The sequence below is a fragment of the Occallatibacter savannae genome, from assembly GCF_003131205.1.
GTDB classification, from domain to species: domain Bacteria; phylum Acidobacteriota; class Terriglobia; order Terriglobales; family Acidobacteriaceae; genus Telmatobacter; species Telmatobacter savannae.
In genome coordinates this window covers 380,270-396,633 of sequence record NZ_QFFY01000006.1, presented here as the reverse complement: position 1 = coordinate 396,633, position 16,364 = coordinate 380,270, and the positions used below count along the sequence as shown (strand labels likewise).

Sequence of the window (16,364 nt, the reverse complement as noted above, 5' to 3'; positions counted from 1 at the left end):
CCGCAACCCCATCCCATTCAGGTAATACGGAATTCCATTGACCACTCGGAACCCAGGGCCGCTCGGATCCATGGATCCATCAGCATTCCACGTCGGCTGTGCAGCGAAAATATAGAGTTTCGGATCGAAATTCGAAACGGCATTGCTCCGCTCCCATGCGTGCGGCAGAGCGTCATAACGCAGGCCAAGTTGAAGCGACAATCTCGGCGTCACGTGCCAGTTATCCATCGCGTAAGCCGAAGGAGTCTGGTTTACGTAGTGCCGGATCGGCGCCTCCATGAACTGCTGATAATTACCCGAGAAGCCCATCAGCATATCCATGAACGCGTCGCCCGAGAGGTTCGCGTTGAAGTTGTACTGCCCCATCACATTGCCGAACAGCTGCTGGTTTTTCGTATACCGGTTGTAGCTGACGCCGAACTTCATGGCGTGCTTGCCCTTGGTGTAGGAAATGTCGCCCTTTGGCATGTAGTCCTGTGCTGCGTTGTGCCATGGCGCTGAACCCATCTGCTCGTTCGTGTTGTAGGGAGTACCCCAGCCCATTCCCGGCACGAGTTTCGATCCATTGTTGAAGAACGTACCGGCATTCCACCCTGAGGGCTTGTTGGCCAGAGGGCTGTTGATGATGTCGATAATGTTGCCGTCGTAGTTCATGCTGGCTTCGACCAGCAGGCTTGGACTCAGCGTTCCGCTCAACTTGATTGCTGCCGAGTAAGACGGGTTTGAGAGGGTCGAGGTAACAGTGTTGTAGTTCGCAGATAACCACCCAAGGAACGGGACACCGTATCCCTGGCTCACCTTGTCATGCATGTAGTGGCCAAGAATGTTCCACTTGTCGTTGAACCTGTGGTCGACTCGCACGATGTCATCGCGTACATCGATCGGATTTGCGATGTTCGCAACTGCCTTGTCATCGCTGGTCGTTGGCTTGGGCACGATTCCCGAACTCAGGAACAGTACCGCATTTGGGTCGAAGAGCTGGTAAGGAATCGTGTTGTTCGGAAACGGCTTTCCCGGCGTGAGTCCCAGCGATGTCAATTGCGCGTTGAACGCAGGATCGCCAACCACCGGAACGATGATGCTTGTCGTCGGAGCGAAACCCGGAGCAACGTACTTCAGGCTTTGTCCCGCAGTAGGTCGATCCGCATTCGGAAGGGTTGGGCTGTTGGTTGTACCTGCACCGGAGAGGATCTTTCTCCACTCCTCATTCACGAAGAAGAAAGTCTTATTGCGATTCGTGTTGAAGACCTTGGGAATAAATAACGGACCGCCAAAGTTGCCGCCGAAGATGTTGTAATGCGCGTTGGTCTTCGTTCTCGAAATGGGCTCTTTGGCGTTGTACGCGGGTGTGCGATTGAATTCAAACAGCGACCCGTGGTACTTTTGCGAGCCGCTCTTCAGCGAGAGACTCATCGTCGCTCCAGACGAAATGCCATAATCCGGAGGATAGTTCGACGACATTACGTTAAATTCGGCGATCGCATCCTGAGAGGGCATGATATTCATGCCGCCTGCTCCGCCGCGGTCATCAGCTTCAGCGCCGTCGATAAGCCAGATGTTATGGCTTTGCCGGAGACCGTTAACGCTGATGGTGAAGTTCGATGCCACTGACGTCGGAGTGTTGCTGTCCGGCAGGGCCGAGCTGACACCAAGCCCCAGCGCCGCCAGAGCTGCGAAGTTGCGATTCTGAGTCGCGATAGAACTGATCTGCTCGGAGCTGATCAGTGAGCTCACCACATTGGAGTCCACCTGCGGAACCAGTGCATTGGCTTCGACGGTGACGGTCTGCGATTCCGAACCGATGGTGAGCTTGGCATCCGCGCGCACTGTAGAAGATACGTTCACAACGAGGCCGCTTTGGATGTAGGTTTCAAAGCCCTTCGCGGTGATCTTGAGAATGTACGTCGCGGGATTGAGTCCACTTATTGTGTAGAGTCCCGACGGTCCGCTCTCGGTTTCTTTGGTGAAGCCGGTCAAAGGATCCGTGAGCGTCACGGTAGCCCCGGCCACGACTGCTTCAGTCTGGTCAGTGATGATGCCCGTCAGCTGCGAGTTCGCCTGCGCGTACGCGGAGACTATGCCTCCCAAAGCCATGAGCAACGCCAGCAAGATGAACCTTTTCACTTTTGTCATAGTGCCTCTTGGAATGCTGATCCATCCGTTAAGGAGGAGTCGGGAATGCTCCTCTCGCTCGTTCGTCCACCCTGATCATGTTCATTTCAGGGAGCCTCCAAATACGTTCAGCGGCTCGGTGTGGAGAGCCTAAGCGCAACATCACTTCGGCCGCTGATAGTTCATCGCCTCCTTTCTCCGCACCTCGCATGTTTGCTCGGCGCGAGGAGGAATCTTCTGTGCGTCAGGGCCCCCGGGAATGTTGAGTGCTACGGCGACCTCTGAATGTCTATCGGCGATAAACACCGGACAAGGCGCCCCGGCTATCGTCCGGTAACTCACCCCATCCCGCCACGCCTTTTCGGATAACGTGTTCCCAGGCGAGCAAAGAATGAGCAGATCCTGTTGAGTTGAGCGGCAATAGCTCAGGATTTCGTCCGCAGGCCGGCCTTCTCGCACCGCGACCTGACTTGGGCAAAACAGTTCAGCTTCGCGCCATGTGGAAAAGGGCAATCTGGCGACTACCTCCTGAGGAGTGGAAACCCTGTCGCCGTCGGATTCCGGATCAAATACATGAAGTACATTGAGAGCGGCGCGATGCTCCTGTGCCAGTCTGCATGCGAAACTCAGCGGAACCTCACAGCTGGATTCAGCAGATACTGCGAGCGTGATGTTTCGAATTGCAACCCTGTTCGCGTGAACAGCATTTCTGCCTATTACGCATACCGGAACGTCTACCCCTCGCAGGAGCTGTTCGGGAAGTAGAGAGGTCTTCCTCGTCGTCGGATCAGGATCCTCCTCGAATCCGATGAGCACGCGGTCGACGCCACAGGAGCGGACCAGGTATGGAATCTCTAGTTCAGGCGGTCCTGACAACAAAATTGGCTCGCACGTAAATCCGAGCCACCGAAGTTGTCTCGCCAGACGATCCAGTGCTTCACGGGTCTCTCTCGTGCCCAACGTTGGCCGAGAGAGAGGTGGTTGTCGGCAATTTTGCCTTCCTTGTAAGCTCTGCGCATGAGCAAGGATGATTTTGGCCCCGCTCTGTCGTGCCTGATTGATGATGTGTGGCAGCAAAGCTTGTTCATCTGACAGCGTGGTGACCCCCAGGATGACCTCAGGGGTACACCACATTCGGAGTGTCTTGGCCGATACGGGACGGTGGGGGAGGTGGGCAAGGATCGCCGCAGACCGGAAGACTTGCATTGAACGCCTCCTCAGCGCCTCACCCTTCAATGAGGCGCACGCTGTCAGGGAAACAAGGGTGGCCCTGCTTCTCGCGACTCTTGAACGCAAGCCCGTGACCACTTTCTCTCCGTCGACATTTCTTTGCTTTTAGGTAATTTGCCGCGCTTCCGGGCAGATCTGTGGCCCAGGTTCGTCCAAGATTTTGTACGTGTGTCCGAATCTTTGGCGGTTCCAGAACAGCGGCTAGAACCGTATTTGAATGCACCTGATAATGGGACCAATCCACCCGCCTGCTCGTCTGGCCAAAGCTCCACCGTCTCGAATTCGTTGACATGTTCAATCTGTCGCGCACGCCTGCATCAGTTGGCGAGACAAGACCCGAGTGCACGGAAGAGCTTAGGGTCAGGGATGGCTGACAACGTGCTGTGATGTCCTTGAAGAGCTCGCGTTTTCACGCGCGACACGGGAGAAAGACAAATGACCAGACGTCATCCCATCATCTCGGGCTTTTTCAGCTCTGTTGCAATATTCGCAATCGCCGGTGCAGTGCTTGCTTGCGCGCCGGTTTGGGCCACCACCATTGAAAACCTGCAGACTGCTTACAACGGTGAAAGCAATGCCCACGCTCGCTACCTTGCCTTCGCGAAGCAAGCTGATAAGGAGGGCTACGGAGAGGTCGCAAGCTTATTTCGTGCCGCAGCGCGAGCCGAAGAGGTTCACGCGATGAACCACTCCGCAGTGATCGGCGAACTCGGGGGCGTTGCGAAAGCAGATGTTCAGGAGCCCGTCGTCAAGACTACCCGCGAGAACCTCGAGGAAGCCATCAAGGGTGAATCGTACGAGCGCGACACGATGTATCCGGGATTCTTGAAACAGGCGAGAAGCGACCACAACACTGGGGCGATACGGACGCTCAACCTTGCGAAGAGTGCGGAATCTGAACACGCAAGACTCTTCGCGGCTTCCCTGTCCAATCTCGAAAAGCTGAAGGGTTCAAAAAGCGTCACACACTACGTCTGTCCAACTTGTGGCTTCACGGCTCGAGAGACCAACTTCAAGGAATGCCCGAGTTGCTTCACCTCGAAGAATAAGTTCGAGAAAGTGGCCTGAAGCTGGCCGGACTGAAAGCCAGCCTCCTGACTGAGAGGTTCACAATGCTGCAATTTCCGCCAATACCTACCTGGGACTCCCTGCATGTGCTCGTCATTCACTTCCCAATCGCACTTCTGCTGTTGAGTCCCGTTTTTATCGTGATCAGCGCGGTGCTCAGTCCTCTAAAAGGCAGGCCCTATATGAGCGCCGCGCTGATCACCCTGCTTCTGGGAACTGCCTCGGTCTTCATCGCCGCATCCACCGGACATTCCGCAGCAGAGCTGGCCGAGCGCGGAGGACCTGCTGACGCTGTACTCAAGACTCATCAGGAACTAGCCGAAGAGACGGAGATCGTCTTTGCCGGACTCAGTGCAATCCTGCTCGCGATGGTCGCTGTGCCTAGATTGTTAGCACGTGGAGATAATCGGCTGTTTTCGACCTTCCTGCCGTCGGCTTTCCTCGCGTTGTACACCGTGGGTGTGTTGTTTCTGATCAATACCGCGCATGAGGGCGGCCGGCTGGTTCACGAATTCGGTGTTCACGCCATTCTGCCTCCAGACCAGGGCGCAAACCAGACCTCTCACACCTCAGTGACCGAGCCTTCTGAAGAGGGGGCGGAAATGCGGTAGCTGTGTCGGGCCGGCCGCATCAGGAGTACTATTCTGGCAATAGCTCAGACACAGAAAGTCCGATGCCCAGCATCACTTCATTCGATCAGTTGGAAGCGCTAGCCTTTCGAAGGCAGCAGATTGCCTTCGGAATTCTTACCCTGTTTGTCATCGCAGTTCTGCTGGTGATCCATACCCTGTTCGCCTCACTGCTGGGTGAGCCGAGCGCTGCTGTCATCCTGTTGCTGGGTGGCGCCTTCTCTCTCAAAATGCTGGAAGTCATATGGCTTCAGGGCAAGCGGGAAGGAATTGATAAAAAGATTGCGCGAATCGAGACGTTTACATCGGTTGTCGCGCTATTCCTGCTCGCCTTCTTGCTCGCGTACTTCACCAACCGGGACGATCCGCCTTACTTTGTGCTCCTCGCAATTCCCATTCTTCAATGCGCATATCACCTGCGGCTGGTCCCGACAATCCTGACAATCGTCGCTGCCGTCGGCATGATGTTCGCATGGGCATACCATTTTTTCTCCTCTCATCCTCCGCCGCGCCCGACCGAGTATCTCGAAATTGCGATGATCGCCGCAATCTATACGCTGATGGGCTTGCTTGTGTGGTATCTCGTCAATCAGCTCAGAAGCAACGAGCAGAGACTCTACAGCAACATGAGGGAGCTCGAATCGACGCGGGAGAGGCTCATCGCAGAGGAGAAACTTTCTGCCGTCGGCCGATTTGCAAGCAGCATCGCTCACGAAATCCGCAATCCGGTCGCGATGATTACAAGCGCTCTTGGCACCGCGAAGAGCCTCTCCGCTGAAGGTCCGGAGCGGGAAGAGATGTTCGGCATCGCTGGTCGAGAGGCCCGGCGCCTGGAGAAGCTGACAAAGGATTTCCTCACCTATGCGCGCCCGGTCAGGCCGGATGTCTCAGAGGTTTCTCTGGCAGATATCCTGGAACATATCGTCGAGTTGACCAGGATGCACGCAGCCGGCCGCAACATCGCTGTCACCTTCGAAATGGTTGGCAGCACACACGCGGTCATTGACCAGTCACAAATCGAGGCGGCCCTCCTCAATCTCTGTTTGAATGCTGTTGACGCGACTCCTGAAGGGGGTCGAATCGAAGTGCGTTCACGTAACCACGACGGTCGCGTTTCACTGGATGTGCAGAACTCTGGCCGCAGGATAGAGCCCGACAACCTGAAGCAGGTTTTCGAGCCCTTCTTCACGACCAAGCCTGGCGGTACCGGCCTGGGATTGGCAATCGCTCGCGGCATCGCGTTGGCCCATGGCGGCGATCTTTACATCAGTAAGAACGAAGATGGAAATGTGGTCTTCACCCTTCAAATCATCAACGGTTCCGGACATCCCGGTAATTGAGGCAGCAGATGGCGAAAATCCTGGTAGTCGACGACGAACAAGGAATGCGGCGCATCCTTGACGTAAACCTTCGTAAAGACGGCCATTTGATCGTCGAAGCTGACGGCGCCAAAGCTGCCCTGGATCTGATCAAACGCGAAGACTTCGACGTCGTACTGACCGATCAGCGCATGCCGGATGGAAGCGGCATTGATGTCATCCGCGCCGTCCGAGAGGATGATCCAACAACCTCGGTCATCTTTCTCACGGCGATTGGGACCGTTGAACTAGCAGTAGAGAGCATGAGGCAGGGCGCATTCGACTTCCTCACGAAGCCATTCGATCCCGAGGTCGTGAGGGCTTCGGTGCGCCGGGCTTCCGAACGCACAGCGCTCTTGCGTGAAAATGCCGTCCTGAAGACAACGGTCCGCAAACTGGAAGGTGCTGATGAAATCCGCGGAACGGGAACGGCAATCGCCGCAGTGCGTGAGCTCATCATGCAGGTCGCTCCTACCTCCACGACTGTACTCATCACAGGTGAAACTGGCACGGGAAAGGAATTGGTCGCGCGCGCGATACACCGCAACAGCAGTCGATCCGCAAAGCCCTTCATCGCGATCAACTGCGCTGCCGTCACGGAGACCCTCCTGGAGAGCGAACTCTTTGGTCATGAACGCGGAGCCTTCACCGGAGCGGATCGCGCGCGGGCCGGTCTGTTCGAAGCGGCGCATCAGGGCACTGTCTTTCTCGATGAAGTCGCGGAAATGTCTCCCGCCGCTCAGGCGAAGCTTCTGCGGGTTCTCGCCGACGGCGAAATACAACGTGTTGGATCCTCAGCCACGCGTCGCGTGGATGTGAGAGTGCTGGCAGCTACACACCGCGACTTGAGCCAGCGAGTTAGTTCCGGTGCCTTCCGACAAGACCTCTATTATCGCCTCGCTGTTGTTCCGGTTCGATTACCGGCCCTGCGAGAACGAAAGGAAGACATCCCAGACATCTGCACGAGTCTCTGCCAGCGAATCGCAGATGAGATGAAGATCGCAGCAAGGCCAGTGTCGCCGGAAGGACTGGAAAAGCTTTCAACCTATTCTTTCCCCGGCAATATACGCGAGCTGCGAAACGTACTCGAGAGAGCTCTAATCCTTGGGAAGTCGGCTGCTCTCGAAGCAGACGATCTCTACCTGCCGATATCCGCTCGGGAGCGGCATTCGGCGGACACGCTGATCTCATCCATCGTTGATCAGGTACCGCATCAGGTGAACCTGCGGGATCTTCTCGCGCAATTAGAACGAGCACTGATTTCACGCTCTCTTGAACTCTCCCGCGGGGTCCAGGCTGAGGCGGCGCGAAAGCTGGGTCTTTCCCGAAGCGATCTGGGTTACAAGTTAGGAAAACACGGTCTGCCCGAGCTCTCAGAGAACTCCGCCATCAGTGACGAATGTAGCGGCGCCTCCACGGCGGATCGCATGTGAAAGAAACTTGAAACGAAGTTCCTCCTGGATCCGCGTGAGGTCCTTTGTCCTGCACCCGAATACCACCACGTCCGCAAAGTCCGCTAGGCTCTACAACTCCAGTTCACTTGCCCGTATAACGGGCTATGCGCTCTCTTAGCTCCAGATAGGCCAGCGGCTCGCGCAGAATGACGGGTCAGCGACTTTTTATCAAGCCGGATCGCGAAATCCGGGCCCCGTTTACTGCCAGGTGGACTAGATTCGTAAACAGTCGCCGGCTTCCCGAAAAGAACCTTTGCGCTTCGTCAACTTGCTGGTCTAGTCTTCTCGATCCTCTTGGTCACCGGCCGTCGAGTCAATCTTGATTGCATCGGTCTTCTTCAGTTTCCCTCCGAGCGCGTCTTCGATGATGAGGTGGAATGCGGGACCCTGCGGGTCTTCGCCTACCTCGTAGCGCGCGAGTGGGATTCCGTCGCGGCCGATGATGAATTTCGTAAAGCTCCAGTGGAGCTGTCCGCCGGGAACGCCGATTTTGGGATCGCAGAGAAAGCTGTAAAGGGGGATGATCTCCACCCCTGCAGTCTTGGCTGGGGCGAACACCGGAAAAGCAACGTGCAGCTTGTCACCGTAGTATTGGCGCACGGCTTTGGGGTCCGTCAGTTCCTTGGAGCCGAAGTCGGAGGAAGGAATGCCGAGGACAACCAATCCTTGTGGTCCATAGGTATTCTGCAGATCATTGAGCGCAGAGATCTGATCGCGATAGGTGGACTGGCTGGCGAGATTGACGACAAGCAGGACTTTGCCTCTGTAGGTGGAGAGCGATACCGTTCTGCCATCATTATCGACGAGCGAAAAGTCGTACACACTTTTCTTTGGCGTCTTCTGTTCCGAGAAGGAAGCGGGCGTGCCGGCGAGGAGTGCCGCGAACAACAGCAGGATGAACTGACGGTGCATAGGCCTGCTGCAATTGTGCCATCTGCACGCACGCAGGCGGTACCAGGTTTTTGGGCTTGCAAGCGAGCGAGAACAGAGTAGGGAGCGGAAGAACAGCATGACAAAGCGCAAGGCGCTGACGGCAGCATTGTGGCTCACGGCAATTTGGCAGACAGGCGCGCAGCCAGCGCAATCTCCCCGGAAGACCGGCATCGATAAGCCCGCCGTGCGCCACAAGATGTCCGAGCTGACTCCCACGGCGACGATTCCCCTGGGAGGCGATCCCGACTGGATGGCGGTGACAGCCGATGGGGTCTGGGTGGCGATGTCAAGCCTAAACCGAGTGGTGCGCCTTGACGCCACGACAAACCAGGCTGGCCCGGAGGTCAAGGTCGCAGAGCCCTGTTCCGGCCTCGTGGCGGACTTCGGCAGCATCTGGATCCCGAGTTGCGGCGAACACAAGCTGATTCGTGCTGATGCACGGACCGGTGCTCGACAGGCAGTAGTGGACGCGGGCCCGGGCGACTCTGAAGGTGGAATTTGCTCTGGAGCGGGGAGCATCTGGATCGTGAGCACGAAAGCAAGCGAGCTGCTGCGAATTGACCCGAAGAGCAACCAGGTGATTGCTCGTATTCACCTGCCGCCGGCGTCGATGAATCCGGTTTTCGCGAATGGTTCGATATGGGTCAGTTCGAAAACTGGCGGGATGCTGGTGAGGGTGGATGCCGGCCGGAATTCCGTTGTCGGAGAAACTCCTGTAGGACCCTCTCCCCGGTTTCTGACCGTGGGAGCGGGATCGGTGTGGGCGCTGAATCAAGGCGACGGAAGCATCGCTCGCGTCGACGCCAAGACCGGAAGGCGGACCGCTCTGATCCGGGCGGGGATACCGGGACCGGGGGGCGAGATAGCGTTCGGTGAGGGGGCAATCTGGGCCACTGTATTCGGTTTCCCCATCACGAAGATCGAAGCGGAATCGAACGAGATAACCTCCCAATGGGCCGGTCCCGGAGGCGATAGCATTCGCGTGGGGCACGGTTCCCTATGGCTTACCGATCTGAAGGGCGGTAGGGTGTGGCGATTTGCGATACCTCAAAACCAAAGGCCCTAGCCGACAAGATTTGCGTTCCCTGGGAGTGCGCAGACGTGGCAAAATCCCTAATTAGCTGAGTTGGTTCGCCGCGTCGCGACGTTTTCCCCCGATCCGTAAACAGATGATTATGAAACCACTTTCAGCGCTGGCCGGCACGTGCGTGTTGTCGATTGGCGTCGCCTCGTTCGGCGCGACAGGTGTGTCGGCCTCGGACAATGCCAGCGCGCCGGGGGACCCGGACTACCACGCGAAACGTGTTCGGCCGATATTCGAGGCAAACTGCCTCCAGTGCCATGACTCGATGGCTCGCGGTGGATTGCAGCTGAACTCCTATGCTGCGATCCGGAAGGGTGGCGAAGATGGACCCGTGATTGTTCCGGGCGACCCGGATGCGAGCTTGCTCATTCAGGCAATCCGGCGCAGAGGAGACCTGAAGATGCCGCCCAAAGTTGCTCTTCCGAGCGGCGATGTGGCCACTCTCGAGGCGTGGGTCAAAGCAGGTGCGGCAGGAAGCGATGCCGCTCTGACACCCGCGTCCGGACCCGCGAAGAATGACTCGGGCACCGCAGCTGGATCAGCGCCCACTCCGAGTCGAGTGGTACCGACTGCAGCCGCGGTTGAAGTGAACGCCGACTTTTTTGAGAACAAGGTTCGGCCAATCTTCGCAAACCACTGCTACGACTGCCATGGGGATTCTGCTTCTGGCGGGCTCCGCCTGGACACAAAGGCGGGATTCGATCAAGGCGGTAAACGGGGCCCGTTGATCGTGAGCGGCGATCCGGATAGGAGCCTGCTGATTCAGGCCGTTCGCCAGACCGGCGCCCTCAAGATGCCGAAGGGCGGCAAGCTGAGCGCAGAGGATGTTGCGGTTCTCGAGCAATGGGTGAAGCACGGAGCGCCGTGGCCCGCGACTTCTTCCGGCGCGATCACGTCGATCACGGCAAAGACCGGAGCTATCACGCCCGAGCAACGGAACTTCTGGTCGTTTCAACCGCTGAAAACGGTGACGCCGCCACGCGTCGAGTATGGAAAGCTCGCACACTGGCCTCACAGTGCGATCGATCACTTCATCCTCGCAGGACTGCATCAGGCAGGGCTTGCGCCAGCGGCGCAAGTGGACCGGCGAACCTTGATTCGCAGAGCGACATTCGACCTCACGGGATTGTCCCCAACGCAGGCTGAGGTGGATGCTTTCGTAAGCGACAAGTCTCCGGCCGCGTGGGAAAAGGTCATCGATCGCCTTCTTGCTTCGCCTCGCTATGGTGAACGTTGGGGACGCCACTGGCTCGACGTTGCGCGCTATGCAGAGGACGACGTGCGCGGCCTTGATCCGAAGCGCCGCGGCTACATGCCGTTTGCCGGAGCGTACCGGTATCGCGATTGGGTCATCAAGGCCTTCAACGACGACGTGCCCTACGACCGCTTCGTGACCATGCAGCTTGCCGGCGACAAGCTGCCATTCAAGAGCGAGGCTGAGCACCAGGACAACATCACTGCCACCACCTATCTCGGAGCCGGCCCATGGGTCTGGGATCAGGCGGAGCCGGTGCAGGGCCGTGCCGATGAACGCAACGAACGTGTGGATGCAGTGACGCGCGGGCTGCTCGGGCTGACGGTGGCCTGCGCCCGCTGCCACAACCACAAATACGATCCGATTCCGCAAAAGGACTACTACAAGATTGTTGGCGTGTTCGCCAATTCGACCTACACCGAGTATCCGGTTGTTTCAAAGGCCGCCGCAGAAGCATGGAACAGCAAAAACCTGGAAGCGGCAAAGCTCCGTGCGGATCTTCACGACTACACGACCGATCTCGGAAAGCAGCTTGCGCAGGCGCTCTCAATCCAAACATCGGACTACGTGACGGCCGCGTGGCACGTGCTGGGCAAGCCGAAGAAGACAGTCGACGAGGTGTCAGCGGAGAAGCATCTCGATCCGGAAGTTCTTCAACGCTGGGTGGATTACCTGCAGAAGGATCATCCCTATCCTTATCTGGACGACTGGAAGGCGATGATCGCATCGCAGAACAGCAGCGAAGATCAGGCTCGCGTTCTGGGCGATGCTTTCCAGAAGACCGTTCTTCGTGTTCGCGATGAGAACAGCAAGATCGAAGAAGAGAATGATATCGTTCGCGCCAAGAACGATGTTCCCAAACACCGCTTGCTCGATGCCAAGCCCAGTGAATTCGAAACCTTCGATCAGTTCTGCCCAGGATGCCAGCTTGAGCTCAAAGCGCTACCGACCAGCGAAGCCAAGCTTTATCTCGATCTGTTCGTTTCACAGTCCGGCGACATGGACGAAAAATTCATTCCCGGCGTGATGTTCTTCGAGGGCTGGAGCCTCACGCGCCGCCTTGGGCCGCAGTGGCAAGCCTACATCGAGGCGCAGCATAAGCGCATCGAGGCTCTCGACAAGGAACTGAAGGCCAGTGAATATCCCTTTGTCCACGGAATGGCCGACAAGTCAAAGATTGAAGATGTCAAGTTGAACGTTCGTGGCAATCCGCACGCGATGGGAGATGTTGCTCCCCGCGGATTCCTGGCAGTGCTCAGCTCGCCGCAGAAGCCGGCGTACTCTGATGGGAGCGGGCGGCTTGAGTTTGCGACCGACATCGTTCGCCAGGCACTCACGGCGCGGGTGATTGTCAATCGCATCTGGAAATGGCACTTCGGCACGGGGCTGGTGAATACTCCCGACAACTTCGGAGTCATGGGTGACAAGCCGTCGAACCCCCAGTTGCTGGAGTTCCTGGCAAGGGAGTTCGTCGATCACCATCAGTCGATCAAGTGGCTGCAGCGCCAGATCATGCTCTCTGCCGTGTATCAGACCACGGTTGAGGAATCGCCGGAAGCGCATGAGAAGGACCCGGCCAACCGGCTCTACTCGCACTTCAATCGTCAGCGTCTCGATGCGGAGGAACTGCGCGACAGCATGCTGTTTGCCGCCGGAGACCTCGACCTGAAAGACACCTCGGGGCCGTCTACGGAATTTACCTCAGACAATCTGCGCCGCACCGTGTTCTGCAAGGTGAGCCGCTATCGTTTGAACAACTATCTGATGGTCTTCGACTTTCCGAATCCGAGCTTCACGGCCGAACAGCGATTCAGCAGCAACGTGCCTCTCCAGCAGCTGCACTTCATGAACAATCCATTCGTGTACAAACAATCCGGCGTTCTGGCCGAGAGGGTGCACGATGAGCAGAGCGATGAGGCCCGCATCACCAAAGCTTACGAGTTACTCTTCCAGAGAAAGCCGACACCGGAAGAGGTCCAGCTGGGCCGCAACTTTTTGTCCACAACACCAGAGAAGCCCGGGTACACCGTCGAAGGAAAGCCCGTTACGGCGTGGAGCGAATATATGCGCGCGCTGTTCAGTTCGAATGAATTTCAGTTTGTAAACTAGCTCGATTGGGAGCCGGGCCCAGAAAGCCGGGAGGAAATGATGATCCATCAACCAGCTGCCAACCCCATCACACGGCGCGAAGCATTGCGCAGGATGGGCTGCGGCTTCGGCTATCTGAGTCTCGCGAGCCTCGTAGGAGAATCGCTGGCGCGCGCAGAGTCAACGCTCGACAGGCCGTCGTGGATGATCACCGACAAGCCGAAGGCAAAGCATGTCATCTTCCTCTTCATGAACGGCGGATTGTCACAGGTTGATAGCTTCGATCCCAAGCCGATGCTGGAGAAGTACCACGGTCAGCCCATGCCAGGCGGCGATCTGCAGCACGAGCGCAAAACTGGCAATCTGATGAAGTCGCCTTTCACGTTCAAGAAATACGGCCAGAGCGGCATCGAGGTCAGCGAGATCTTCCCTCACCTGGCCGAGTGCGTGGACGACATGTGCTTCGTTCGTTCGGTCTACACCGAGATTCCTAATCACGAACCCGCTCTTCTGATGATGAACACTGGAGCGAACTTCGCCGGGCGGCCGTCGATGGGATCATGGCTGACGTATGGGTTGGGCAGCACGAACAAGAACCTGCCCGGCTTCGTCGTACTCTGTCCCGACACTCCCACGACAGTGGGACCACCACTGTGGTCCTCCGCATTTCTCTCGCCGGTCTACCAGGGGACCTACGTCTCTGACGCTGTAGAAAAATCCAATTTCGATCCGCTCAAGCTGATCCCGAACATTCACAACGACCGATTCGATCTCAAGCAGCAGCAGAAAGAAATCGATCTCGTGAAGCAGCTCGATCAGATGAACATAAAATCGACGCCGGGCGGCGCTCACGATCTGCAGCTTGAGGCGACGATCGGCGCCATGGAAACCGCATTCCGGATGCAGACCGAGGCACCGGATGTGTTCGACGTGCGCAAAGAATCAGACGCCGTCATCAAGATGTATGGCGAAGGCAGCACTGCGCGCGGATGCCTCACAGCAGCGCGCCTGATCGAACGAGGTGTGCGCATGGTGCAGATCTACTATGCGAAGGGCGATCCCTGGGATCATCACTTTGATATTCAGGAACATCGCAAGACAGGCCGCGACTCCGACCAACCATTCGCCGCACTGATCAAAGATCTGAAAGCGCGCGGGCTTTTCGACGAAACAATCATTGTGGCCGGCTCGGAATTCGGTCGAACTCCTGTGGTAGAAATCGGAAGCGCTTTCATGGGCGGTCAGACGCACAACGGCCGCGACCACAATCCGCACGGCTTCACGATGTGGCTTGCCGGCGGAGGATTCAAACGTGGGTTCGCCTATGGCGCCACCGACGATTTCGGCTGGAAGGCAATCGAGAATCCTGTGCATGTGCATGATATCCACGCGACGATTCTCTACCAGCTTGGCATCGACCACACCAAACTGACTTACCACTACAGCGGACGAGACTTCCGGCTGACAGACCTCGCCGGCAACGTGATTCACGATCTCATTGCCTGAAAGCCGTCTTTGCCTTACATTCAGGCACCGGTGAAGTTAACGACAACCAACGCCACATCCTCTCGCTTGCAAGTTATCTCCGAGTCAGGCGGTCCAAGGCAAAGTCCTTGACACGAGGCGTGACGCAACCGAATAGGTAACGCAATATCGGCACGTGCATGTTCTCTGTTCTGCTGTTGGCCTTCTATGGAGCTAAACTAGCTTGAAGCACAGGTGCTCCCGGTCGTCGGCTTTTCCCGCATACTGTTCGCCAGTGACTGGCAGGTCGTGAGCACCAGTGACTACATCCACACGCTGCGCACCAGCCTGGACATTACTCCCAAACGAGATCGATCAAGTCTTCAAGAACTGGCTCCATATTCTCCCAAGCCGGAATAGGTTCACTCCTAGAGCCATGCGGCGGATGGAAGTATCGCTGCTGAAGGTGAGCGACATCGACAGCCGGCGCATGATGATCCGCGTGGAACGTTGCAAGGGTGGCGGCGGTCGCGACATTCCGCTCAGCCCGGCACTGCTCGAGACATTGCGCGAGTACTGGCGGTGGAAGAAGCCTCGCACCTATCTCTTTCCCAGCAGTACAGGCCACCATAAGGAGACTAGAAGGAAGTCGCTGGCAGTGGCGGGCGCTGCTATGGAGCTAGAGTGGCGAACTGACCTGTGTGAATTGGTAAGGAAGCTGGCTGATCCGGTCGGGATAAGGCGAAAGGCTGATGCATCTGTCAGGATGGAGCGATTTCGTGGACTGCATGCAAGCAAGAACAGTTGATCAGTCCGCAAGTTCGTGTCGAGGTTACAGGTGTGCGAAGACGTGTGGTCACATCTTCGCTGGCGTTTGGATAGGGTTGTTGTCATGAAGTGTCGGGACATCGAAATGCCAGATGTTATGCGGTGAGGTTGGTTCATGTTGGCTCTTCATGTTGGCTCTTCATGTTGGCTCCGCAACGCCGACAACGCCAAGCAGCTGTCGAGAAGTTGGTGTATTGAGGCTGCCCGAGTTCAGATCTCCGTAAAGATGATATGCAGAATGCGTTCACCAGAACTGCGCCTGTTTCAATAGATCAAAATTCGCGTTTGCTTTCAATCAACATCGCATCCGATTCTTCTAATGGTGTGAAGGGGTGCCGTCGCCTGGTCTACCTCGCCTGACGGTTCACAGTTCGCATATACCACCGAAGACGAAAGGGTGATGTGGGTCGCCGACCCGGATGGCGCGCGAGCGAGGAAGGTGGCTGATGCAGGGGGCAAGAACTGGTTCACGTATATTACGTGGTCCCCCGACGGATCGCACCTCGTCGACATGAAAAGTATCCCCGGTCCGAGCGAGATCCAGAATTCAATTGAAGTTCAAGACCTCGAACACTCCGGTGCGAGGGTACTATTTTCCAGCCCCTCAGTGCAGAGTGTCATATTGCATCACGACTGGGGAATACTCTATCTGACACGCGAGTCGAGCCTCAACGGCGAGTTCTGCCACTCTTGCCTGGCCGAATTGGGCCGTGCCTTCACACGAATGTCCCTTGCGCAAGAACTGCCCAAGAACGCTGGCAACTGCGTCTCGTCAATATCGGCGACCTCAGATGGCAAGAGGCTCTATTCCCTGAAGCAGGCTTTCGGACTTCGGAATCTATGGCCGACGTCGATCCCGCT

The 16,364-nt window shown here is 57.0% G+C and carries 10 protein-coding genes and 1 pseudogene; 8 read left to right on the top strand and 3 right to left on the bottom strand.

The window, feature by feature from the left end:
* Positions 1–114: 114 nt before the first annotated feature.
* Both DHV10_RS22435 and DHV10_RS28415 read right to left on the bottom strand, forming a co-directional pair.
* A pseudogene (locus tag DHV10_RS22435) lies at positions 115–2,094 on the bottom strand (carboxypeptidase-like regulatory domain-containing protein); the annotation flags it as partial.
* 180 nt (positions 2,095–2,274) lie between these two features.
* The gene (locus DHV10_RS28415; RefSeq protein ID WP_420818758.1) at positions 2,275–3,246 is read right to left on the bottom strand and encodes a universal stress protein; all 972 of its coding nucleotides are present in this window, start codon (positions 3,244–3,246) and stop codon (positions 2,275–2,277) included.
* 531 nt (positions 3,247–3,777) lie between these two features.
* Here DHV10_RS28415 and DHV10_RS22425 point away from each other — a divergent pair.
* The 4 genes from DHV10_RS22425 (at position 3,778) to DHV10_RS22410 (ending at position 7,830) form a co-directional block, all read left to right on the top strand.
* A complete protein-coding gene (locus DHV10_RS22425; protein WP_109488648.1) occupies positions 3,778–4,410 on the top strand; it encodes a rubrerythrin family protein in 633 nt (210 codons plus the stop codon).
* Between the two features lie 44 nt (positions 4,411–4,454).
* On the top strand, positions 4,455–5,021 hold the full coding sequence (locus DHV10_RS22420; RefSeq protein WP_109488647.1) for a DUF2231 domain-containing protein: 567 nt from the start codon (positions 4,455–4,457) through the stop codon (positions 5,019–5,021).
* 62 nt (positions 5,022–5,083) lie between these two features.
* Complete coding sequence (locus tag DHV10_RS22415; RefSeq protein WP_162601789.1) at positions 5,084–6,379, top strand: sensor histidine kinase; 1,296 nt, start codon at positions 5,084–5,086, stop codon at positions 6,377–6,379.
* A gap of 8 nt (positions 6,380–6,387) precedes the next feature.
* Positions 6,388–7,830, top strand: a complete 1,443-nt coding sequence (locus DHV10_RS22410; RefSeq protein ID WP_109488645.1) for a sigma-54-dependent transcriptional regulator — start codon at positions 6,388–6,390, stop codon at positions 7,828–7,830.
* Between the two features lie 297 nt (positions 7,831–8,127).
* Here DHV10_RS22410 and DHV10_RS27340 read toward each other — a convergent pair whose 3' ends face one another.
* Positions 8,128–8,763: a redoxin domain-containing protein gene (locus DHV10_RS27340; protein WP_162601788.1), complete on the bottom strand. Its 636-nt coding sequence runs from the start codon at positions 8,761–8,763 to the stop codon at positions 8,128–8,130.
* 97 nt (positions 8,764–8,860) lie between these two features.
* On the opposite strand from DHV10_RS27340, the gene DHV10_RS27335 reads away from it, so the two are divergent.
* The 4 genes from DHV10_RS27335 (at position 8,861) to DHV10_RS22385 (ending at position 15,483) form a co-directional block, all read left to right on the top strand.
* A complete protein-coding gene (locus tag DHV10_RS27335; protein WP_162601787.1) occupies positions 8,861–9,850 on the top strand; it encodes a Vgb family protein in 990 nt (329 codons plus the stop codon).
* Positions 9,851–9,959: 109 nt separating this feature from the next.
* Complete coding sequence (locus DHV10_RS22395) at positions 9,960–13,232, top strand: PSD1 and planctomycete cytochrome C domain-containing protein (protein ID WP_162601786.1); 3,273 nt, start codon at positions 9,960–9,962, stop codon at positions 13,230–13,232.
* A gap of 39 nt (positions 13,233–13,271) precedes the next feature.
* Positions 13,272–14,717: a DUF1501 domain-containing protein gene (locus tag DHV10_RS22390; RefSeq protein ID WP_109488641.1), complete on the top strand. Its 1,446-nt coding sequence runs from the start codon at positions 13,272–13,274 to the stop codon at positions 14,715–14,717.
* Positions 14,718–15,120: 403 nt separating this feature from the next.
* Positions 15,121–15,483, top strand: coding sequence for a tyrosine-type recombinase/integrase (locus tag DHV10_RS22385; protein WP_204101502.1), 363 nt, complete (start codon positions 15,121–15,123; stop codon positions 15,481–15,483).
* Positions 15,484–16,364 lie beyond the last annotated feature (881 nt).